Origin of the sequence: Larkinella humicola (assembly GCF_008727875.1) — a bacterium.
Classification (GTDB): Bacteria; Bacteroidota; Bacteroidia; order Cytophagales; family Spirosomataceae; genus Larkinella; species Larkinella humicola.
In genome coordinates this window covers 151,805-172,213 of record NZ_VTWS01000012.1, presented here as the reverse complement: position 1 = coordinate 172,213, position 20,409 = coordinate 151,805, and the positions used below count along the sequence as shown (strand labels likewise).

Here is a 20,409-nt window from a genome sequence, read left to right as displayed (position 1 = left end):
TCGGACCGTATTTCGGAGTCAAACGAGCCAACGGTTCCCACCTTACCGTTCAGTAAAAACCGTTTCCGAGACGATGGATTCTGGGTTTCAGAATGATACCTTAGCACCTGTTCCTGTCTGGTAGAGCGGGCCGGAATACCCCGCTTCATCAACACCCGACAGGTCCTTGATTCACCCTAAAGCCTTCCTCCTACCGCCATGGCGATCAAACGTGTTATTGCTCATTTCATGCATGAGTTTGAGCAGAATGCCGCCCGGCAATTGCTCTCCCAGGCCGAAGAAACCGAGAGTTTTGTCATTGGCAGTGCCGACGACACCCAAATTGCCACCTTGCGCGAACAGGGTCTGATTGTGGAAGAAATCCCGGTTTCGGAACCGCCGGCCGTTGACGGAGATCCGCGTCGGGCGGGGAGTTTCTCCGTTGGCCGGCCCCGGGGCGGTTTTGTGGAGAACGCGGAAGATTTTCCGCGCGACATTGATTTTTACAAAGTGTACCTGAACGGTCCCTTGCTGGAATCCCAGCGGGATCGGCTGCAGGTGCTGGACGTCAGCCCGATCGAGTTTTTTCCGCCTAATTCGTTCTCCGCCCGGCTGTCCATTGCGCAGGTGCAGGATTTACGCAACGAGTCGTACGTCACGGACGTGGTGCGCTACGCCACGCCCGCCGTCAAGAGCAAACCAGCGACTAAAGGCGTCGGCAGGGGCGTTCCGCAGTTGGGTAGTATAAAAACCTACGACGTCCTGCTCCATTTGCCCGACGACCTCGACATCGTGGTGGATGCCCTCCGCGACCGGAATACACTGGTGGTTCAGGCGAAAGGGCGGAAAATTCGCATTCAGGCGCTGGAAGATGACCCGTTGCTCGACGACCTCCGATCCATGTCGGAAGTGTTTGACATTGAAGAATATACGCTCCCAAAACTCTTCAACGACGCGGCTCGTCAGTTGCTCCGGATCGACAACGCACCCGTGCCACCGGGGCTGACGACCACCAACCTTTTCCAAACCGGAACCGGTCAGATTGTGGGGGTAGCGGATACCGGTATCGACGACACGCACCCGGATCTGGTCAATCGACTGATCGGAGCGGTGGGCCTGGGGCGGCCCGGTGATCATTCCGACCCGAACGGCCACGGAACCCACGTAGCCGGGTCAGTAGCCGGTGATGGATCGGCGTCGGGCGGAGTCATACGGGGAACGGCCCCCGGAGCTTCCCTCTTTTTCCAGTCCCTGCTCGATGCGCGGGGCGAATTAGGCGGTTTGCCGCTCAACCTTGCCGATCTGTTTGAGGAAGCCTACCGCCAGGGAGCGCGGATTCACAACAACAGTTGGGGTGCCAATACCGAAGCCCGGTATACCTTCAATTCCAACGAGGTGGACGAGTACGTCGATCAAAACCGGGATATGCTCATTGTCATTGCGGCCGGTAACGACGGCGATGCGTCTGGGACCAGCCAGCGGGTGCAGCCCGGTTTTACCGACTGGCTTTCAGTAGGATCGCCAGCCACCGCCAAAAATGCCCTGACAGTGGGTGCCAGCCGCAGTAACCGCACCACAGGCGGACTCGCAGCGCTCACCTACGGCAATGTCTGGAGCGGGTCCTTTCCGGTCAACCCCAGTTCGTCCGAAACCGTGTCGGGCGACCCCACCTCCGTGGCCGAGTTCAGCAGCCGGGGGCCGTGCGACGACGAGCGGATCAAGCCCGATGTGGTGGCCCCCGGAACCGACATCGTTTCGGCCAAATCCAGACTGGCCCCCCTCCGGAACTTTTGGGGACCCGACACCCGCCCGGAATACGCCTACAACGGCGGCACCAGCATGGCCTCCCCCCTCGTGGCGGGTTGTGCCGCGCTGGTTCGTCAGTATTACATCGAAGACCGGAACCTGGCCGAACCCAGTGCCGCGCTGCTCCGGGCCACGCTCGTCAACGGCACCAAATGGCTGACGGGCCGAAGCGCCGTGGCCGAACACCCTACCCTGCCCAATTTTCACCAGGGTTTTGGCGGCATCGATATGGGCCGGACCATTCCGAACGCTGCCGAAACGTTTGATCTGGTTTTTATCGATTCCTGGAAAAACGATCCCCTGCTCCGGTTTGTAAGAACCGGCCAGCGGTTTCAGTTTGCGTTTAACCTCCCGGCCGCAAGCTGGCTGCGATTGTGCCTGGTCTACACGGATTCTCCCGGCCGCTCTCTGCAAAACGACCTGGATCTGACGCTGGAACACCGCCCGGCGGCCGGGCCTGCCACCAAATGGGTTGGCAACCAGGACGCCGTGGCCAATCAGTTGCTGAAAACGCCGGATCGGAAAAACAATGTGGAGGTCATTCGGCTGGAGGCTGCGCAGCCGGGGCGGTATCTGATCAAGGTCAGTGCCTATAACATTCCCAAACCGATTTCGCAGGATTTTGCGCTGGTGCTAACGGCCCCTTCCATTCAGAATTTCGGACGTATTTAACCCGGTTTTTTCCTCAAAACGATGGTATTTCGCATGATTCAGGCCGAATTCGGCGACTGTTTGATTTTAGAAACCCCGGACGCTGACGGCGTTATCCGTTACATCCTGATCGATGGCGGGCCGGAACGGACGTATGACGATCACCTCAGCGGGGAACTGGACGCCATCAAGCAACGGGGCGGGCAGCTCGATCTGGTGGTGTTGAGCCACGTCGACGGCGACCACATCGTGGGCTTACTGGACCTGTTTTCGGAATTGCTGCAACGCCCTCAAATTCCAATTTCGCAACTCTGGTTTAACAGTTTCGACAAAGCCATCGGGCAGAATAACGCCATTGCCGTTCGCGTCAGTGCGGTTTTTCAGCAAGCGGGCATGCAGGGCGTCCGCATGGCAAATACCGAAGAAGTAACGATTCAATCCATCAATCAGGGCAACAAACTGCGAACCCGGGCGCAGCAACTGAACATTCCGATTAACCCCAATGTGCCAAACGGCCTGCTCAAAGCCACGGGCAACCCCTTCAAGCTGCAAATCGGCGGTATTACGCTCACGGTGGTTGGCCCCACCGCCCGGAACCTGACCGAACTGCGAAAAGAATGGCAAAAGTGGCTCGACAAACAGGAAGAAGCGGTTGCCTCCGCCGACATCGAAAGTTTTGCGATGGCCGACGAAAGCATTCCGAACCTGAGCAGCATCTGTCTGCTGGCCGAATCGAACGGCGTTCGGGTGCTGCTGACCGGCGACGCCCGGGGCGATCACCTGTTGCAGGGCCTGAAGCAGACCCGCTTGTTGCAGCCTGACGGCTCCATTGATATCGATGTGCTGAAAGTCCCCCACCACGGCAGCGACCGCAACGTAACGCTGGATTTTTTCCGGAAGGTGCGGGCCAGGCAATACGTCATTTCGGCCAATGGAAAACACGGCAACCCGGATTACGACACCCTGAAATGGATCGTTACGGCAGCAACGGTTCAGCAACGACCCATCGAACTGGTTTTGTCAAACCATACGCCCCTTATCCAGCAATTTCTGGACGATTTTCCGCAGAACGAAAATACGTACCAGATCCGGTTTATGCCCCCCGGAGCGCATTCGATGGTGGTTTAGTGCGGCCCGTTCATGGCCCGACGGAAGCCGGTTTGGTTTCAGCGAACTCCGTCGGAAGCCGAATAACGACCCACGTTCCTTTTCCTTCTTCGCGGCTCATCAGGCATCGGCCACCCAGCAGGGCCATTTTCCGGTTTATCGTTTGGATTACAGCCGAAACTCCTTCCTGACTCCCGCCCGGCTTCGCAGCACGGGTAAGCCCGTAGTCATCATCACGCAGCGTGATATACAACGATGACAGAACGTACTTTAACCGGATCGTCAGTTTGGGTCCTCCCGATTTTTCCAGAACCGTTTTGGCGAGTTCCTGGATCAGGTGGAGCACAATCGGTTCGGCCCGGTGCGGAATGGGCCGGGTTGGGCCATGCCGGGTGAGCTCGACCTCAAACGGGCCTGATTGGCGGATGCGATCACAGATCTGTTTCAACCCTTCCCACAGATCCGGGTTCCGGCCATTCACCAGGGTGTTCGAAACGCCCCGAACCGCCTGGATGCTGGTCTGAAGCGAATCGAAGGCTTTCTTGAAATCGTGCGTAGTAGATGAATCGCCTATTTTCTCTTCGATGGTGTAGATGACCAATTGGGTCACGGTTAGCAATTGCCCGACGTTTTCGTGGAGTTCGTCAGCCGTTTCCTGTAACAGCACCTGCTGCATGGCCAGTCGGGAGGCCAGGCTTTCCCGGTCGAGGGATTCTTGTCGTAACCGATGGCTGAGCTGGCTCAGAAACTGTCTTTGCCGAACCAATACCAGGCAGAGACCGATCATGATCGCCCCTGTAATTACTATAAAAACCAGCAGATATCCATTTTCAAAAACCATAAAGGCCAGGGTTGTTATATGCCTCAGCCTCCCCAAATAGATTCACCATATTTTCAATTGTTTAGCTCAACGAAGGTCAGTACCTTTCGATACCATTTTACGAGAAAACCGTGATCTGAATTGGTAAATTTGCCGTTCGTTCTTTGTAGATTCAAGGGGATAATTCCCGTATTTTCCCGGGAATTCCCGCTCAACGATTCGTCATAAGCAGCAGCTTGTTTACACCGGAAACCCATCCTGTCCATGCGTCATTTCTCTCTGGCCTTTCTTTTTTCGTTTCTTTCATTGGCAGACGCATTTGCCTTTAGTCCGGTGGATAGTTTACGTAAAATGCTGGCGCAGATTCCCTCCGGTATTCATTCATTCGAAACCGATACGGCGCGGATAAAACTGCTCTGCGAATGGGGAAAGCTCGCCATGCAGGACGACACCGCGCTGGCCCTTTTCCAGCAGGCTATCGGGCTGGCCGAAAAACAGAAATGGAACCGGGGACTCATGATCGCCAATTGTTATTACGGTTATTATTCCGGCCGCAAGGGCTATTATTACCGGGCCTGCGAACACCTTTTGCGGGGGCTTCACATCGCCGAGGAATTAAACAACAAATCGTACAGGGGTTTTGCACTGCGGTTTCTAGCAGACAATTACCTGAATCTCAATGCCACTGGAAAAGCGATGGCCTATTATAAAGCGGCTATGCCGGTTTTACTGGAAGCTGGCGATACCCTGCGCCATTTGGTTTGCATCAATAATATTGGCCTTATTCAGTATCAACTAGCTGCCTACGACAAGGCCATTTCATTTTTTAATTTGTGCTTGCAGAAGAACCGCTCCCCGTATTTCATGGAAGTGGAAGGGTATTGCCTCATTAATTTATCCGCCTGTTACCGGCAAAAAAAGCAGTATACCCAAGCGCTGATGTATCTTGACTTGTTTCGAAAATTAAAGCAGCAAGATGCTAACGAAGTTACGTTTGCCGACACTCAAAAGGCCCGAATTTTGCTCCTGCAAGGCAATACCAGACAGGCACTGAACCTGGCAAAGAAAGCCTACCGTCGCAACACGGGTTTAATGAGTAATGCGATGATCGAACTACATGACGTTCTTTATCTAGGCTATAAGGCCACTGAAAATTACCGGTCTGCCCTTGCTCATCACGAAGAACTGACAACCATCCAGGCAAAAGACAGAAATGATATGCAGAAAAAGCAAATCAATGCGCTGCGTTTCGAGTATGAAAACGAAAAGAATAAAATTCGGGTCGATCGGTTGAATAGTAACCTGGCCCAAAAAGATGTCGAACAGGTTATGCTGGTTGGGAGCATTGTTATTTTCCTGCTCTTTATTGGTTTACTGATCTCAAACAACTATATTCTTAACAAAAAAAACCGGCAGATTCTCCAGGTTCAACATCAGCTCGCAGCCTCCATTCAAGACCTTAACAACCTCAACAGTACGCTCGAAGAACGCGTTTTGCTGCGAACCTCCGAATTAACCGAAGCCAACACCGAACTGGTTCGTAAAAACCGGGAGATTCAGGAAGCCTATTACAATGGCCAGTCGATTGAGCGCAAACGGGTCGCGTCCGAATTGCATGACAACCTGGGCAGTACCCTGGCGGCTTTAAAATGGCAGCTAACCGGTTTTGAAGTCGAAAACCTTACTTCTCAGGAGCAGCAAATCTACACGAACCTGGTCTCCACGCTCAACCAGGCGTATCTGGATGTTCGTTCCATCTCCCACAATTTAATGCCCCCCGAGTTAGAAAAACTGGGGCTGTCCGCAGCCATTGAAACCCAGGTAGCGGATTTAAACCGGAGTGGACGAATCGTGCTTTTATTCGAATCAAACTACCGCAGAGGCTTATTGGGCAAAAAGCAGGAGATGGAAGTCTACAGCATTAGCCGGGAGCTAATCACCAACATTTTGAAACACGCCAAAGCTTCGGCCGGTCAGGTTAGCATTTTGGTGACGGATGAGTTCATCACCCTTCGTGTTTCCGATAACGGCCTCGGGATCCGATCAGACCTGCTTTCCAATGGAATAGGCCTGAAAAACATCCGGGAGCGGGCGGCAGCCATTCCGGGAGACCTCCACCTCACCTCCGCCAACCCGTCCGGAACAATCATCACGCTCACGGTTTCGAAAGAGCAATGGGTTTGAATTGCCGTGGATCATACACGCGAAGGAAATAATAACCCAATCCGGCCAGACCGAACCGAAAATTGGGACAGAAAAGATCTGACCGCTCCGGTTCACTCTCTCCATATCCGTTCCCCAAGGGTCTGCCCTGATTCAGATAGCGCTCGATGAGGGCATCGGCCACTTTTTCATCCGGCAAATCGTTGCTCATCCCATTTTGAACCTCTTTCACTTCTTTGGAGGAAATAAAAACCGTACCGTTCAGGTTATGTTGACTTGTGCCAGGGTTCTGCACCGGCTTTTCAAATACGACCTTTAACCCCTGTTCAAGATCCGGGTCTTTTAACGTCCAGACAGGTTCAGCAAGGCCTTCCAAGCTCTCAAAAGCGGAACCTGCGGGTCGGGCGTTCGCGATCACAAACGCCAGCAATTCAGACTGGTAGCATTTTATCAAAACGGTATTCAAAAAAAATCGAATACCGCTGACCCCCTCTTCGAATGAATCATCCAGAAGCCGGTATGTGACGTTTTTCCGATCGGGAGTTGGTCGGTAGGTAAGCCAGTTACACGACCAGTTCCCGGTACGATCATCGTAATACCAGATGGCCTCCCGGCACAATTGAATGGCAATTCGCAAGGCCGCCAGCAAATACGGTTTTCGGCTGAAGCCGGGCTGGCCAAACCAGTCGGTTTCATCGATCAGACGAAACCTGACTACCCTAAATCCATCATCTTCCCCACCCGGTCCAGCCTCACCACGGGCTACCCGGTCAAGTTCTTCAAAATGGTCGAACAGAAACTGGAATTGAACGGGAGACGAAGGGTTTTTATAGAAATGGTTCGGATCAAATTCTTTTGCCCGCAAAAAATCCAGGACCGCGTTTTTCCTGATTTCGGTTTCCGGATGTGTACCGACCGCTATCAAGGCATCAGCTAGCTGAAAGGACCGATCCAGGCCAAAGCTGGTGCCGGTATCCGGCTCTTCGGCCACACCCAGCCCCGGTGCCAGTTGCCGGGTAAAGAGGGGGACATTTTCCCGCAAAGCGGAATTTCGATGCAATTCCAGGTAAATATTCTGCAACAGAACAGTCACCAGATTGAGGTATCGATGATCGGTGTAAAGCACTGACGAATCGGCCCGGTCGCATTTTTCCGGATCTCCGATGAATTTCAGGATGAACGGAACTTCATGCAGGTTGAAGCAGTTCTGGATTTCACGCACCAGACAGGCCGCTGCCGCCTTCGTGGGTTTTAAGTTAAAATAAAACCGTATAAAACCCCGGTCATCGTCATCCGACAGATGCCGACCATATACCCAATTGAATTTTACGCCGTCTGAAAGCGATCCAAATTGATGCGTTGGTTCGTTCGATTCCAGTACGATCCAGCCTGACTCTTTGGCGATACCGGTTTCAAAATATTGCCCCCCGCTGACCCACCGCGCCTTGCTTCCTTTCAGCAACACCACTTCATTCGAAAACCGGCTGGGGCGGCTCGATCCGGTCGTATACCGCCAGCTTCCGGTATTCCAGAAGTCAAATTTGATTCCCGTATCGGCATAGGTAAAGCGATCAATGTCTGTTGGCTCGTCGATGGGTGGTTGACCCGGACGGATGTAGTGCAATCGGTAAATCCATACCTGAAGTAAGGCTCTCAGATCCGATGTATCAAAGATGTACCCCTCTTCAAGCATTTTCCGACCAATGAGATCGGTCTGGTCCTGCCCATCCAGGAAAAGGCGTTGTCGGTTTTCCGAAACCCGAATCGAACGAACAATCCGTTCAATGGCTTCCAGGGTGCCGTTTTCGGTTGACTTTTCAGTCATCATGGCGTTCCTGTTCATGGGTTAAATTCAAGGATTACGGATTCAGGCTGAGTAAGACACCGCTGGGCATAGGTAAACACTTCCGGGAAGTTTGTTAATTTATCCAACGAGCCTTCGACCGCCCACCGAAAATATTTCTGAAGCAAGAGAATACCCAGAAGTTGAATCACTTTTCGGCGTTCAGTAGGGAGCTGCTCAAAAAAGTTCATCGAAGAATGAAGCAGTACGGGGATCAACCCAAGGTATTGCCCATTCGAAAGGCTGGCTTCGTCAGACGTACTGACCGTACGAAAACGCGCCAGCAAATAATCGGCCGCTAAACTGACAATTTCCCATAGTGGATCCCCGACACTGGCAAACTCCCAATCGATCAAAACATACGGCGGAATTGCGGTGTCATCCGCTCGTGGTGTGAGAATATTCCGCCAGCAAACGTCCGTATTGATCAAGTGAGTAGATTGCCAGTTTGCCAACAGGGAAGCCAAAAGTGCTTTATGCTGCTTGATAAATCGCCCAAAGGCCGACAAATAGAGGTTATTCGCCTGCCCGATTTGCTGCACTTCCTGATCGCCCAGTTTCAGCAACCAGGGGACAAATGTACCAAAACGGTGACCCGGAATCGGGTTATTCCCTTTGTTTAGCATCAGCTTGTCACGTAGTCCCGCCAGAAGCTGACCAAGCTGGCGGGTTGGCTCCTTTAACAGATTACCCCGGAACGGAGAGGGGATTTGCACCACCAGTTCCTCGAACGTAATCTTCAAATCCGAATATTCCAGAATGAGGATCCGGTTTCGCGTGTCGATCGGCTCCACGGCCCGCAGGCAATGTTCATCCAATTTCCGGTCCGCTTCTCCCACCAATTGGTAAAACCGAAGCTCACTCTGGCCTTCCGATACTTCATTGAGATGCCGGGGCTGTTTCACAAAAAAATTGGATCCAGTAGGCCGACAAACCACAAAATTGGCATTTCGGGTTGATGGAAATGGATTGTCCACCATCACCACCTCACCGGTAAATAACTCCTCAAGCTGCACTAACCGGCGATTCAGAAGGTAATGGAAGATGGTATAGCCCGTCAGCGCAATCATAGGATCAGCGGAGCGTTACTGTGGTTCGTTGATGTGGTGCCGGCAATCCGAAACTGCCCTAAAATTTCACCAATGGGCTCAAAGGATTGTGATGCCCATTGTTGGGCGGCATCATCACTATAAATAAACGGCGTATTGGTCAGCAGGTAGTTGGCAAACCCCAGACTGTTGGGGTTTGCAGCGGCATCCGCAATCGTTTGCCCCGGTGGACAATAGAAGACGTTTTCGCTCTTCCACTCAAAATACAATACTTTTTTCAGGAACTTGTTTGCGAGAAAAAGAGCCGCAAAACGCTTGCCGGACGAAAAATTCTGGCTGAAAGAATCTTCAAATTTCCCGGTCTGCCGAATTTCATGAATATCGGAAAGGGGGTCGGCGGCCACAATCCACCCTTCGCGAATAACCGCTTTGAAAGCATCTTTGACGAAGTCATCCGCCGTTTTATCAACGCCAAATTGCTTCTTGTGAAATTCAATGTACATTTCGAGAGTAATGTCAGAAGATAACTGTAGACTTTCCATCGGCATGAGGGTTAAATAAAGGTTTATTGTTTATTTGCTTTAAAACAGCACCGGTACTGCGCCAAATTCGCCCCAAAATGACGTCGAATTGATGGCGCCTTTTCAAAGGCCCACGAGTTTGCGGAAGTCTTCATCCTCCGCAAACACCTCCAGATCGCTTTCATTGGGATCCTTGTTCGGGAAGTTTTTGTCCATCATTTCCCGAATCTTTTTCTTCCATCGCTCGCCCATCCCGGCGGCTTGCTGAACCACCGCCAGTGCCCGGCTCCGGGTGGTATCCAGCGCCGTCTGATCGGCCGGATTGTTGGCCAGCAGCCATTTCATTTTTTGTCCATAAGCCGCAGCGAGGTTAGCCCAGACACCCGGCGAAACCAGGTTCTGATGGTCCCGAACGTATTCCTCACCAAACCGGATGGCATCGTCGAAGCCTTTCGGCGGGTCCTGAAACAGCGCCTGATACGTCAGGGAGCGGTATACATTTCGGCGAAGGGTTTTATCCGAGGCCGCGGTCAGTCGTTTGTAAGCTTCCAGCAGTTGCACGAAGGCCAGGTCTTTGGCCCCGCTGTAATACAGGGCCGTTGCGTAGGCATACCGTTTTTCCGGGTCTTCGCCCAGTTGGCCAATCGCTTTCCCATACCCTTTCACCGCATCGACATAATTGCCCAGCGAGAGTTGCGCTTTGGCCCAAACCGAGATTTCATTGGGGGATTCCAACTCCGCCAGAGGCTTACTGGCCACGTTTTTAGCGGCTTTTTTGTCGTCGTCAGACAACACCTCATCCCGGCCCAGTGCCGGCAGTTGGATGTTTTCGACCCGTTGCAGATCCTGCTCCTCCTGTTTCGATGCGGCCCGGTCGGCGCGGCCAAACGCACCGGCAATGTACAGCCGGGTAATCAGGTAAGCCCCCATGAACCCCAGAATGGTGAAATAGACTACCAGACCAGCCGCAAAATAGTCGGTGCCGGGGCCAATTCCCCTGGCAATATACCCTGCCGCACTTTTAAGCCGGGCAGGAACCGTTCGCAACTCGACCAGTCCCAGCCCCACGATAATTTTGGTGAGCCAGTCGGAAATCTGCTCCAGGTTGGTGTTAACCCGCAGATCGTACCCCGCCGTTTGCAGGAGAGTCGGCGGTGAAGGTGGCGGTGGTGGCGCGGTGAGCGGGGCGGCCGGGCTGCCCGATGGCGGAGGGGGGGGCGGGGGATTACCTTGCAGCACGCGCGGAATCCCAAACAGGAAACCGATCAGCGCCCCCAGCACAAAACAGGCCAGCGACCATAGCACGGCTGTGAGCGGTTTTCCGTCCTTCGTGTCGTATACGCCCACCCAAACGAAGACGATTCCGGTGCAGAACGTAATGAGCAAAAACAGAGAGACGATAACCGTGTCGCTCAGAACCGGCAACTTTTTTTTCTTCTTTTCAGGAGCTTCCATACCCATGATGTACCCAATCGGGTTAGTGCGTTATGATCAGCGGATTGCTGACTCAAAACTCACACAGTACGCCCTGATTCGGTAGGGGGGAATTCCTGTATCGATCCGGGGTTTCCCCCGTATTTCGGCAGGAACCCCGGAAAGTCCCGTCTTACGGTCTTAAAACTTCCGCTTTCTGCCCTTTAATTCACACTTTCCGGAAAACCACAATTCCGTTGTGCCCCCCAAAACCGAAGGTGTTGCTCATGACGGTTTTGACGGGCGTCGACACGGCTTCTTTGAAAACGAGATGCAGGCTTTCGGGAATCGCCGGATCGCGGACGGTGGTGTTGATGGTGGGTGGGATCACATTATCGCGCATTGCCAACAAGCAGATGATGGCTTCGATGGCCCCGGCAGCGCCCATCAAATGGCCGGTGATCGACTTGGTGGCGCTGATGTGCAGTCTTGTTTTTTTGGAGCCGGTCAGTTTGGCAACGGCATTCATCTCCGAGAGGTCGCCGACGGGCGTGGAGGTGGCGTGGGCATTCAGGTAATCCAGGTCCTCGATGTTGATGCGGGCTTCGGCCAGCGCCAGTTGCATGGCTTTGGTAGCCCCGATCCCGTCCGGGTGGGTGGCCGTAATGTGGTAGGCATCGCCCGTCATGGCCGCGCCGGTCATCTCGCCGTAGATCGTTGCTCCCCGACTCATGGCGTGTTCGTATTCCTCCAGAACAATGGCTCCTGCGCCTTCGCCCATCACAAAACCGTCGCGCTCGACGTCGAAAGGACGCGAAGCCGTTTGGGGGCTGTCATTCCGGGTCGACATGGCTTTCATGGAACAATACCCACCGAAGGACGAGGGCGTAATGGCCGCATCGGAACCGCCACTCACGATAATTTTGGCTTTTCCCAGCCGGATGTAGTTGAAGGCATCCATAAGGGCCGAATTGGAACTCGCGCAGGCCGAAACCGCCGTGTAGTTAATGCCCCTGAAACCGTGTCGGATCGAAATCAGGCCGGAGGCCAGATTCACCAGCACTTTGGGAACCAGAAACGGGCTGAACCGGGGCTGGCCGTCGCCCAGGGCATATTCTCTCGTCTGTTCTTCCAGTGTTTCCGTGCCGCCCTGACCCGATCCCCAGATAACACCCACCTCGAACGGGTCCATTTGGGCGAGATCGAAACCGGAATCGTTGATGGCCTGGTCGGCAGCAATCAGGGCAAATTGTGTAAACCGGTCGGAGCGTTTGACATCGGTGCGACTGAGGTGCTGCGAAGCGTCAAACCCGGCGATTTCGGCGGCAAACCGGGTCCGGAACAAGGACGCATCGAAGCGGGAGATACCGGCAAAAGCCGCCTTTCCATTGACGACCTGGTGCCAGAAGGTGGAAATATCGTTGCCAAGGGGAGTGAATGCGCCAATGCCTGTAATAACAACCCGGTGTAACATAAGGAACCTAAAGGTGAGTTTTCCGAAGAATTTGTCCGCAAAGAAAGCGACTTCTCCGTTGCGAAAAAACGCCGGAATCCATTTAGGTCAATACCCCAGAAATCAAAGTTCGTAAAACACGAATTAGTATAGAAAAAACCGCTTTCGTTTTTGACCCTAGAGGGGATTTAGGGTAAAAACGAAAGCGGTAAATACTAAGGCTTCAAAATTCTAAAAATACCGCAGACTACACCGGAACGCTCATTGACTCGGGAACGTGTACTTTGACGGGCTCCCGACCCAGTTTTTTCAGCAGCCGGTAGTGCGACGCCAACGCGGTGGAGAACGACGGATTTTCGATGTAAGGTAACCCGAATTCGTGGGCCGTATCCCGCACGATTGCGGTAATGGCCGGGTAATGAATGTGGCAAACTTTCGGAAATAAATGGTGTTCGATCTGGCGATTCAATCCTCCGCAGAAAAAAGCCGCAATGGGCGAATTGGGCGCAAAATTGGCCGTAGTCCGCATCTGGTGAACGGCCCACGCTTCCTGAATGCCCACGCCTTCGACCGGAACCGGGAAGGCCGTGCCTTCCACAACGTGCGCTAGTTGAAAAACCAGTCCCAACACCAAGCCTTCGGCCATGTGCATCAACACAAATCCGATAACAAACTGCCACCAGGTCAGATCCAGCACCAGCAACGGAATAACGATAAAGACGACGTAATAGGCTGCTTTGGTAACAAACAGCGTGATGTACTCTTTGCGGGGATGGTTTGTATTATCGCAGTGGCCGATGGTCTTCTTGAAAAATTTCAGATAGTCCTTCCGAAAAACCCACGAAAGCGAAGCCAGCGAATAGAGGGCGAATGAATACCACTGCTGGTGGCGCTGCCAGGGCCGAAGCGGCTCGTCGACATCCACGCGGATCAAGCCCGGTGCAATTTCGATGTCTTCGTCGTGGCCGGGAATGTTGGTATAGGTATGATGAACGACGTTGTGCGTCATTTTCCAGACGTACGGATTGGCGCCGATCAGGTAAAAACTGGACGCCAGCAACCGGTTTACCCAACCTTTTGAGGAGAAAGCACCGTGAATGGCATCGTGAGAGACATTAAAACCGATAAAAGCCGCAAACATGCCCAGTAAAATAGCCATGCCCAGCATCGTCCACAGTCCAAACTGGTTCGAAAGAATCAGCGCGTACAGCCCTGCGTAACCGGTCAGAAAGAAAATGGCTTTAGCCCACATGGCTCCATTGGCGTTGGGAGAAAGGTTCTTTTCCTTGAAGTGTGCATTGACACGCTGCCGGACAGTAGAGAAAAACGGAGAACGATTGGTGGTATTAAACTTTAGTGGCGTTACCATAAACTAGTTGTTAAAAATTCGGCCGATTACCGGAATATTTTCTAAAATGAGGTAGGTTAATCGGCCCATACCTGATTTGATATAGCAAACCCGTGACGGCATTCCGGCATTGCTCCAACGATTCAGCCTACCCGGATCGTTACCAACAATTACCATTCCGAATTGGGAGGAAGTTCGTCCTGACCCTTCTGGTCATCATGTTTTCTCGGGATACGTTAAACCCGTTTGAAGTTTCCCTCTGGTTGCCCGGTGCCTGAAAAATCATTTTTTTCTGTAGCCCGTGTTAAAGGACAACGATAGCCTGAAACCGAATTGAAGGCATCGTTGAATAGATAAAAAGAAGAGGAGTGGAACTGAACGGCCAGGGAAAGCCGATTCAGATTACGCATTATACCTATACTACGCCGTAAGCTAGCAACAAGTTCTGAAAGTCCAAGAAACATGAAAATTATTTTATATAAAACTGACTTTTTCCAAACCTGACTTCTCAAAAACGAAGCCGGGTCGGGGTTTAGTTTACGATTCAGGGTTTATAGTTCAGGGTAGTGGGTTTAGGGTTTAGGGTGGCAAATTGCCGAATGCGTGAAAAACTATTCTCATGGCAAGTTTAGCATTTATTCAAAATTTTGCAATTTTTGCTTTTCAGCGTAGATTATTCTGCTCTTTACGGAATTAAAAATGGATTTTTCTAAACAAAACAAAGGCACAGCTTCGGTTTGGGCTGGAGAGACCGATCGTTTCTATCAAGGGGCCACTACGTCTCCGATTGTCAACAGTGTCGCATTTGCGTACCACGACCTCGACGAATGGTACGACGTTGCTACCGGCAAAACCGAGGGCCACATCTACAGCCGGAACACCAACCCGACAGTTCATGTGCTGGAAGAAAAAATCCGCATTCTGGAGAGTGCCGAAGCCGCGACCTCGTTTGCCACCGGTATGGGTGCCATCAGCAACACCTTGTTTGCGTTGCTGGGTCCCGGAAAACGGGTGGTTTCCATCAAGGATACCTACGGCGGCACCAGTCGGCTCTTTCTGGATTTCCTGCCCTCCTACCAGATCAACGTAACGCTCTGCGAAACCGGAAACCACGAAGCCATGGAAGCCGAAATTGCCAAAGGCTGTGAGCTGGTTTACCTCGAAACGCCCACCAATCCGACGTTGAAAGTGGTCGACATCAAGCGCTTATCAGCAGCAGCGCATGAAGTCGGCGCGGTGGTGGTGGTCGATAATACGTTCGCGACCCCGATCAACCAGAATCCGCTGAAACTGGGGGCCGATCTGGTGATTCACAGTGCCACCAAATTCCTCGGCGGGCATTCCGACGCCATGGGCGGACTGCTGTGCGGCAAAAAGGAACTGGTCGAAAAAGTATTCCGGTTCCGCGAGATCAACGGGGCCAGCCTCCAGGCCGATCCGGCTTACCTGATTGCCCGCGGCATGAAAACGCTGGAACTGCGGATTGAGCGGCAAAACGCGTCGGCCCTGAAAATTGCCCGGTTTTTGAAAGCCCATCCCAAGGTCAGTGATGTGTTTTACCCCGGACTCGAAACGCACCCCGGTCATGCCATCGCCCGCGAACAGATGGCCGGTTTTGGCGGGGTGCTGAGTTTTTCGCTGAAGGGCGGCTACGAAGAAGTGAAAACGTTCCTGACCAAACTTCAGTTTGTCCATCTGGCGGCCAGTCTCGGATCGGTCAGCACGCTGGCCGGGCCACCCCGAACAACGAGTCACGTGGAACTGACCGAAGCCCAGCGCGCCCAGCTCGGTATTCCCGAAAGCCTGATCCGGTATTCGGTCGGCATCGAAAACGTCGAAGACCTGATCGGCGATCTGAGCCAGGCGCTGGCCACTTTGGAGACGGTTTTGGAGGAAGCACGAACTGTATAACTCAACATTTGCCCCTAAATCCCCTAAAGGGGACTTTAAGCATCCGGCTTAAGCTGTGTCCAAGTCCCCTTTAGGGGATTTAGGGGCAACTTAGGGGCAATTTCAACCTACTTTACGATTCATGAAAAAACAGCTATCCTTCGCCACCATTCCCTTTCTACTCTGGGTGATGCTCCTGGTCAGTGCGCCCGGTTTCAGCCAGTCCAAAAAAACGAAAAAAGAACCGGAGCCCGTCGTCCAGCCAACCTCCCCTATCGTTGAGCAACGACTGAATCAGGAACTGGACCGCATCGCCAAACTGGCGAAAGGCAAAGTCGGCCTTTGCGCGGTTCACCTCGAATCCGGCAAGCAGGTGAGTATGAATCTTCAGGAGCGGTTTCCGATGGCCAGCACCGTGAAAGTGGCGATTGCCGTGGAACTGCTGACTAAAATCGAAAAAGGCGATCTCTCCCTTCGGACCATGGTCGATCTGAAACCGTCCGATCTGCATCCGGGCAGCGGCACGCTGGAAACGCTGTTTGCCAAACCGGGCGTTCAGCTTTCGGTGGAAAATTTGCTGGAACTGATGATGGTCATCAGCGACAACTCCGCAACGGACATTCTGCTGAACCTGGTCGGGGGGGTGGAACCGGTTCGGGCGCGGCTGAAAGCGCTGGGCATTCAGGGCATGTCGGTCGACCGAACCATCGTCGAACTGATTGCGGATCTGGAGGGCGTCACCCTGCCGCCCTCCGACCAATGGACCGTCGGTTTCTACGATAAACTCGGCGCTGCCGCTACCCCGGAAACCCGCCGGGCGGCCGCGTTAAAACTCGAAGCCGACCCGCGCGACACCTCCACGCCGGAAGCGATGGTGAACCTGCTGACCCAGATTTACCAGGCCAAAGCCCTTAAACCCGAAAGCCGCGATCTGCTGCTGGCCGTGATGGAACGCTGTCGGGGTGGTCTGGCGCGCATCAAAGGCTACCTGCCCCCTGCCACCGTGGTAGCCCACAAAACCGGCTCGCTGAATTCCAGTGCCACCGACGACGTGGGCATCATCACCCTGCCGGGCGATGCGGGTCACATTGTCATTGCGGTTTTCATCACCGCATCCTCTCAGGCAGCGGCCGAACGGGAGCAGACCATCGCGCACCTGAGCCGCACGGTTTACGATTATTTCCTGTTTCAGCCGCCGGTTCAATCCATTCGGTAATGAAGACCTTCGCGATCATCGCCCTCGTTCTGAACGCCCTGACCTCCTTTGCACAGAAAAAACCGACGGCCAGACAACTCCAGGAATTTGATGCCTACGTGGAAGCGGTTCGCAAGGAATGGGACGTTCCGGGTCTGGCCATCACGGTGGTGAGAGACAATCAGGTGCTTTTCAAAAAGGGCTATGGTGTCCGGGAACTGGGCAAATCCGAACCCGTCGATACGCAAACCTTGTTTGCCTGCGCGTCTACCACCAAAGCCATGACGGTAACGCTGATGGGCATGCTGGTCGATGAAGGCAAGGTGTCGTGGGATGATCCGGTTTACAAATACCTGCCGGAACTCCAGTTCTCCGATCCGTATCTGACGCGGGAAGTGAAAGTGCGCGACCTGCTGACGCACAATACCGGCATTGGAAGCACCGATTTTTTCACGGGGGCCATGACCATTCCGGCTCAGGAAATGTTCCGGCGGATGGTCTACGTCAAACCGAGTTATTCGCTGCGATCAGGCTTCATTTACCAGAACATCATGTATTCAGCCGCCGGGCGGATCATCGAACGGCTTACCGGGAAAACGTGGGCGGAGGTCATGCAGGAGCGCATTTTCAATCCGCTGGGCATGACCCAAACCGCTCCCAAACGGGGTCTGAGCAAAAGTACCAACATGACCAAACCACATTTCAACGTCAACGACACCATTCGGGTGATCGACTACGGCGCGGATAGTGAAATCGGTTCGGCGGGGGCGGTTTGGTCGTCGGTCGACGACATGAGCAAGTGGGTGATTTGCATGCTCGACAGCAGCAAATACAGCGGGGGACGGCTGGTGAAACCGGCAACCTGGTCGGAAATTTTCAAACCTCAGGCGATGGTACCGGACGATGAGTACCCGACCATGCAAATTCTGAAACCCAACTGGCTCACCTACGGATTGGGCTGGTACCAGCACGATTACCGGGGCCACAAGGTCAATTTTCATACCGGAAGTCTAGGCGGACTGACCGCCATTACCGGGCAGTTACCCGACGAAAAACTGGGGGTGTACGTCTTCGGGAATTACGACCACGCCGAGGTGCGGCATGTGCTGCTCTACAAAACCCTCGACTTCTTCGCGCTCGGTGGCAACCGCGACTGGAACACCGAGTTTAAAAAACTGTATGCCGGTATCCGGGAAGCGGGTAAAAAGTCCGCCAGAGAATTTCAGGAAAAGCGGATTCTTAACACCGCTCCGTCGTTGCCACTGAAGGCGTATGCCGGAAAATACACCAGTCCGCTGTACGGGAAGGCCGAAGTAACCGTAGTCGGTAACCAACTGGTTTTCAATATCAACGACAACGCACTCAAGGCGACGCTGGCACACTGGCACTTCGATACGTTCTATGGCCCGTTCCAGAAAGCCTGGTATGGCAAGGCGCTGGCCCGGTTCAGTCTGGGAAATTCGGGCCAGGTCGATGCGCTGGTTTTCGGAGGAATGGATTTCAGGAAAGAATAAAACCTTCTTCTTTTTTCACGGTTACGTTAGCATAACCAATTCTCACGTAATCATGGAAAATCAGCAAAGATTGAAGGGAAAGAAAGTGGCGATTCTGCTGACCGACGGATTTGAACAGGTCGAACTGACGGAGCCCCGGAAGGCCTTGCAGGAAGCCGGAGCCGAAACGCATTTGATCGCGCCGAAGGGTGGTGAAGTGAAAGGCTGGGCCATGACCGACTGGGGCGATTCGTTCGCCGTCGATGTTGTTCTGGACGATGCCGACGCCAACAGCTACGACGCTTTGCTGCTGCCGGGCGGAGTCATGAATCCCGATCACCTGCGGGTGGATAAGAAAGCCGTTGCGTTTGTCCGGCACTTTTTTGAAGAACAAAAACCGGTTGCCGCCATCTGTCATGCTCCGATTATGCTCATCGAAGCGGATGTGTTGCAAGGCCGTACGGTAACGTCGTATCCGTCCATCAAGACGGATCTGATCAATGCCGGAGCCAACTGGGTCGACGAAGAAGTGGTGACGGATCAGGGTCTGGTCACGAGCCGGAAACCGGACGACATTCCGGCGTTTAACCGAAAAATGATTGAAGAGATTCGCGAAGGCGCTCACGCCGGGCAACACGCGTAAGCGGTTTCCCGCACGGAGTCGTCAGCTAACGGCAACACCCGTCAGGTCTTGAAGACCTGACGGGTGTTGCCGTTAGCTGACGACTCCGTGCACTTTTTGCCATATTGTTCGTTTACTTCGCGCATGAACAGTCAGCTTATTGATGCCGACGAACGGCTGGCGACGGTATTCAGCCATTATTATTGCGTACAGCTTTCTCCGGAAGAGCAACCGGTCACACTGCAATTGATGCCCAACTACGAGATGTTGCTGGTGTTCAATCTGGGTCCGGCCATTCCGATTGCTTTGGGCGGTGCAACCTATGTCATTCAGAAAACCGCCGTGCTGGGGCCGTTGCAAAAAATGCTAACGTATGAACTGCCCGCGGGGACCGATCTGATCGTAGTGAACTTTACGCTCGACGGTTTTTACCGGCTACTGGGCGTATCGATGCAGGAACTTAAAACCGGCGATTGGCACGATCCGGACGTTTTGCTCAACAAGAATTGTTTTTCGGAACTGTGGGAGCAATTGGCCCCCCTGTCTGAACTGGCTGACCGGATCTCGTTGCTCAATGCGTATGCATTAACGTTCGTTGCGCCGACTAATGCGACATCAGATTCTTTGCGGGAAAGCATTCCCTATTTCCGGGATGCGGTCGTCGATCCGATCAAGGTGCTGGCCGAAACGCAGCAGGTTTCAGCCCGGCGTATTCAGATGCGGTTTCAAACGCATCTGGGTTATTCGGCCAAGGAACTAACCCGATTTCTCCGATTCCGAAACCTCCTCAATTTGCTAACCCGACAACATCCACAACCGCCCGACTGGCTCAATCTGGTGCTGACGTTTGGGTATCACGATCACAGCCACCTCATCAAAGATTTTCAGTATTACCTCGGCCTGACGCCCCGGCAGTTTCTGAAGCAACTGGCGCAGGGGAATGTCTGTATCAGCAAAACCGGGCGGTTTTATTGAGGGAGATGATGAATAATGCCTGCAAATGCTTTGCAAAGGATGAATTATTTACTATCCTTGTTATATAATATTCTTTTATAT

At 53.3% G+C, this 20,409-nt stretch carries 15 protein-coding genes; 8 read left to right on the top strand and 7 right to left on the bottom strand.

The features are described from left to right. Positions 1 to 198: 198 nt before the first annotated feature. Positions 199 to 2,457 carry a S8 family serine peptidase gene (locus F0P93_RS29970; RefSeq protein WP_150881475.1) on the top strand — a complete coding sequence of 753 codons (2,259 nt, stop codon included), beginning with the start codon at positions 199 to 201 and terminating at the stop codon, positions 2,455 to 2,457. 21 nt (positions 2,458 to 2,478) lie between these two features. Continuing rightward, complete coding sequence (locus F0P93_RS29965; protein ID WP_150881474.1) at positions 2,479 to 3,564, top strand: ComEC/Rec2 family competence protein; 1,086 nt, start codon at positions 2,479 to 2,481, stop codon at positions 3,562 to 3,564. 10 nt (positions 3,565 to 3,574) lie between these two features. Here F0P93_RS29965 and F0P93_RS29960 read toward each other — a convergent pair whose 3' ends face one another. Further along, a complete protein-coding gene (locus F0P93_RS29960; protein WP_150881473.1) occupies positions 3,575 to 4,330 on the bottom strand; it encodes a sensor histidine kinase in 756 nt (251 codons plus the stop codon). Positions 4,331 to 4,627: 297 nt separating this feature from the next. Between F0P93_RS29960 and F0P93_RS29955 the strand changes: the two genes are divergently transcribed. Continuing rightward, entirely contained in the window at positions 4,628 to 6,547 is a 1,920-nt protein-coding gene (locus F0P93_RS29955) for a tetratricopeptide repeat-containing sensor histidine kinase (RefSeq protein WP_150881472.1), read from the top strand. Here F0P93_RS29955 and F0P93_RS29950 read toward each other — a convergent pair. The 6 genes from F0P93_RS29950 to F0P93_RS29925 all read right to left on the bottom strand — a co-directional run bounded on the left by F0P93_RS29950 (position 6,519) and on the right by F0P93_RS29925 (position 14,174). Next, on the bottom strand, positions 6,519 to 8,369 hold the full coding sequence (locus F0P93_RS29950; protein WP_150881471.1) for a T3SS effector HopA1 family protein: 1,851 nt from the start codon (positions 8,367 to 8,369) through the stop codon (positions 6,519 to 6,521). The two genes, F0P93_RS29955 and F0P93_RS29950, sit on opposite strands and share 29 nt — an antisense overlap. Further along, positions 8,366 to 9,439 (bottom strand): phosphotransferase, encoded by a 1,074-nt coding sequence (locus F0P93_RS29945; RefSeq protein ID WP_150881470.1) that lies wholly within the window; start codon positions 9,437 to 9,439, stop codon positions 8,366 to 8,368. The genes F0P93_RS29950 and F0P93_RS29945 overlap by 4 nt, the downstream gene beginning before the upstream one ends. Further along, complete coding sequence (locus F0P93_RS29940) at positions 9,436 to 9,966, bottom strand: hypothetical protein (RefSeq protein WP_150881469.1); 531 nt, start codon at positions 9,964 to 9,966, stop codon at positions 9,436 to 9,438. Before F0P93_RS29940 ends, F0P93_RS29945 begins: the two co-directional genes overlap by 4 nt. 96 nt (positions 9,967 to 10,062) lie before the next feature. Further along, positions 10,063 to 11,394: a tetratricopeptide repeat protein gene (locus F0P93_RS29935; RefSeq protein ID WP_150881468.1), complete on the bottom strand. Its 1,332-nt coding sequence runs from the start codon at positions 11,392 to 11,394 to the stop codon at positions 10,063 to 10,065. Between the two features lie 187 nt (positions 11,395 to 11,581). After that, complete coding sequence (gene fabF / locus F0P93_RS29930) at positions 11,582 to 12,826, bottom strand: beta-ketoacyl-ACP synthase II (RefSeq protein ID WP_150881467.1); 1,245 nt, start codon at positions 12,824 to 12,826, stop codon at positions 11,582 to 11,584. 226 nt (positions 12,827 to 13,052) lie between these two features. Beyond that, positions 13,053 to 14,174, bottom strand: coding sequence for a fatty acid desaturase family protein (locus F0P93_RS29925; RefSeq protein WP_150881466.1), 1,122 nt, complete (start codon positions 14,172 to 14,174; stop codon positions 13,053 to 13,055). 678 nt (positions 14,175 to 14,852) lie between these two features. On the opposite strand from F0P93_RS29925, the gene F0P93_RS29920 reads away from it, so the two are divergent. The 5 genes from F0P93_RS29920 (at position 14,853) to F0P93_RS29900 (ending at position 20,328) form a co-directional block, all read left to right on the top strand. After that, a complete protein-coding gene (locus F0P93_RS29920; RefSeq protein WP_150881465.1) occupies positions 14,853 to 16,064 on the top strand; it encodes a cystathionine gamma-synthase family protein in 1,212 nt (403 codons plus the stop codon). A gap of 121 nt (positions 16,065 to 16,185) precedes the next feature. Continuing rightward, positions 16,186 to 17,259: a class A beta-lactamase gene (gene bla / locus F0P93_RS29915; RefSeq protein ID WP_225309710.1), complete on the top strand. Its 1,074-nt coding sequence runs from the start codon at positions 16,186 to 16,188 to the stop codon at positions 17,257 to 17,259. Further along, positions 17,259 to 18,752, top strand: coding sequence for a serine hydrolase (locus tag F0P93_RS29910; RefSeq protein ID WP_150881464.1), 1,494 nt, complete (start codon positions 17,259 to 17,261; stop codon positions 18,750 to 18,752). The genes bla and F0P93_RS29910 overlap by 1 nt, the downstream gene beginning before the upstream one ends. 52 nt (positions 18,753 to 18,804) lie before the next feature. Further along, on the top strand, positions 18,805 to 19,374 hold the full coding sequence (locus tag F0P93_RS29905; RefSeq protein WP_150881463.1) for a type 1 glutamine amidotransferase domain-containing protein: 570 nt from the start codon (positions 18,805 to 18,807) through the stop codon (positions 19,372 to 19,374). 123 nt (positions 19,375 to 19,497) lie between these two features. Then, positions 19,498 to 20,328 carry a helix-turn-helix domain-containing protein gene (locus F0P93_RS29900; RefSeq protein ID WP_150881462.1) on the top strand — a complete coding sequence of 277 codons (831 nt, stop codon included), beginning with the start codon at positions 19,498 to 19,500 and terminating at the stop codon, positions 20,326 to 20,328. Positions 20,329 to 20,409 lie beyond the last annotated feature (81 nt).

Bases quoted from the DNA above. Each gene is read 5' to 3' on its own strand.
- F0P93_RS29970 (WP_150881475.1), top strand. From the start codon at position 199: ATGGCGATCAAACGTGTTATTGCTCATTTCATGCATGAGTTTGAGCAG.
- F0P93_RS29965 (WP_150881474.1), top strand. From the start codon at position 2,479: ATGGTATTTCGCATGATTCAGGCCGAATTCGGCGACTGTTTGATTTTA.
- F0P93_RS29960 (WP_150881473.1), bottom strand. From the start codon at position 4,330: ATGATCGGTCTCTGCCTGGTATTGGTTCGGCAAAGACAGTTTCTGAGC.
- F0P93_RS29955 (WP_150881472.1), top strand. From the start codon at position 4,628: ATGCGTCATTTCTCTCTGGCCTTTCTTTTTTCGTTTCTTTCATTGGCA.
- F0P93_RS29950 (WP_150881471.1), bottom strand. From the start codon at position 8,369: ATGAACAGGAACGCCATGATGACTGAAAAGTCAACCGAAAACGGCACC.
- F0P93_RS29945 (WP_150881470.1), bottom strand. From the start codon at position 9,439: ATGATTGCGCTGACGGGCTATACCATCTTCCATTACCTTCTGAATCGC.
- F0P93_RS29940 (WP_150881469.1), bottom strand. From the start codon at position 9,966: ATGCCGATGGAAAGTCTACAGTTATCTTCTGACATTACTCTCGAAATG.
- F0P93_RS29935 (WP_150881468.1), bottom strand. From the start codon at position 11,394: ATGGAAGCTCCTGAAAAGAAGAAAAAAAAGTTGCCGGTTCTGAGCGAC.
- fabF (WP_150881467.1), bottom strand. From the start codon at position 12,826: ATGTTACACCGGGTTGTTATTACAGGCATTGGCGCATTCACTCCCCTT.
- F0P93_RS29925 (WP_150881466.1), bottom strand. From the start codon at position 14,174: ATGGTAACGCCACTAAAGTTTAATACCACCAATCGTTCTCCGTTTTTC.
- F0P93_RS29920 (WP_150881465.1), top strand. From the start codon at position 14,853: ATGGATTTTTCTAAACAAAACAAAGGCACAGCTTCGGTTTGGGCTGGA.
- bla (WP_225309710.1), top strand. From the start codon at position 16,186: ATGAAAAAACAGCTATCCTTCGCCACCATTCCCTTTCTACTCTGGGTG.
- F0P93_RS29910 (WP_150881464.1), top strand. From the start codon at position 17,259: ATGAAGACCTTCGCGATCATCGCCCTCGTTCTGAACGCCCTGACCTCC.
- F0P93_RS29905 (WP_150881463.1), top strand. From the start codon at position 18,805: ATGGAAAATCAGCAAAGATTGAAGGGAAAGAAAGTGGCGATTCTGCTG.
- F0P93_RS29900 (WP_150881462.1), top strand. From the start codon at position 19,498: ATGAACAGTCAGCTTATTGATGCCGACGAACGGCTGGCGACGGTATTC.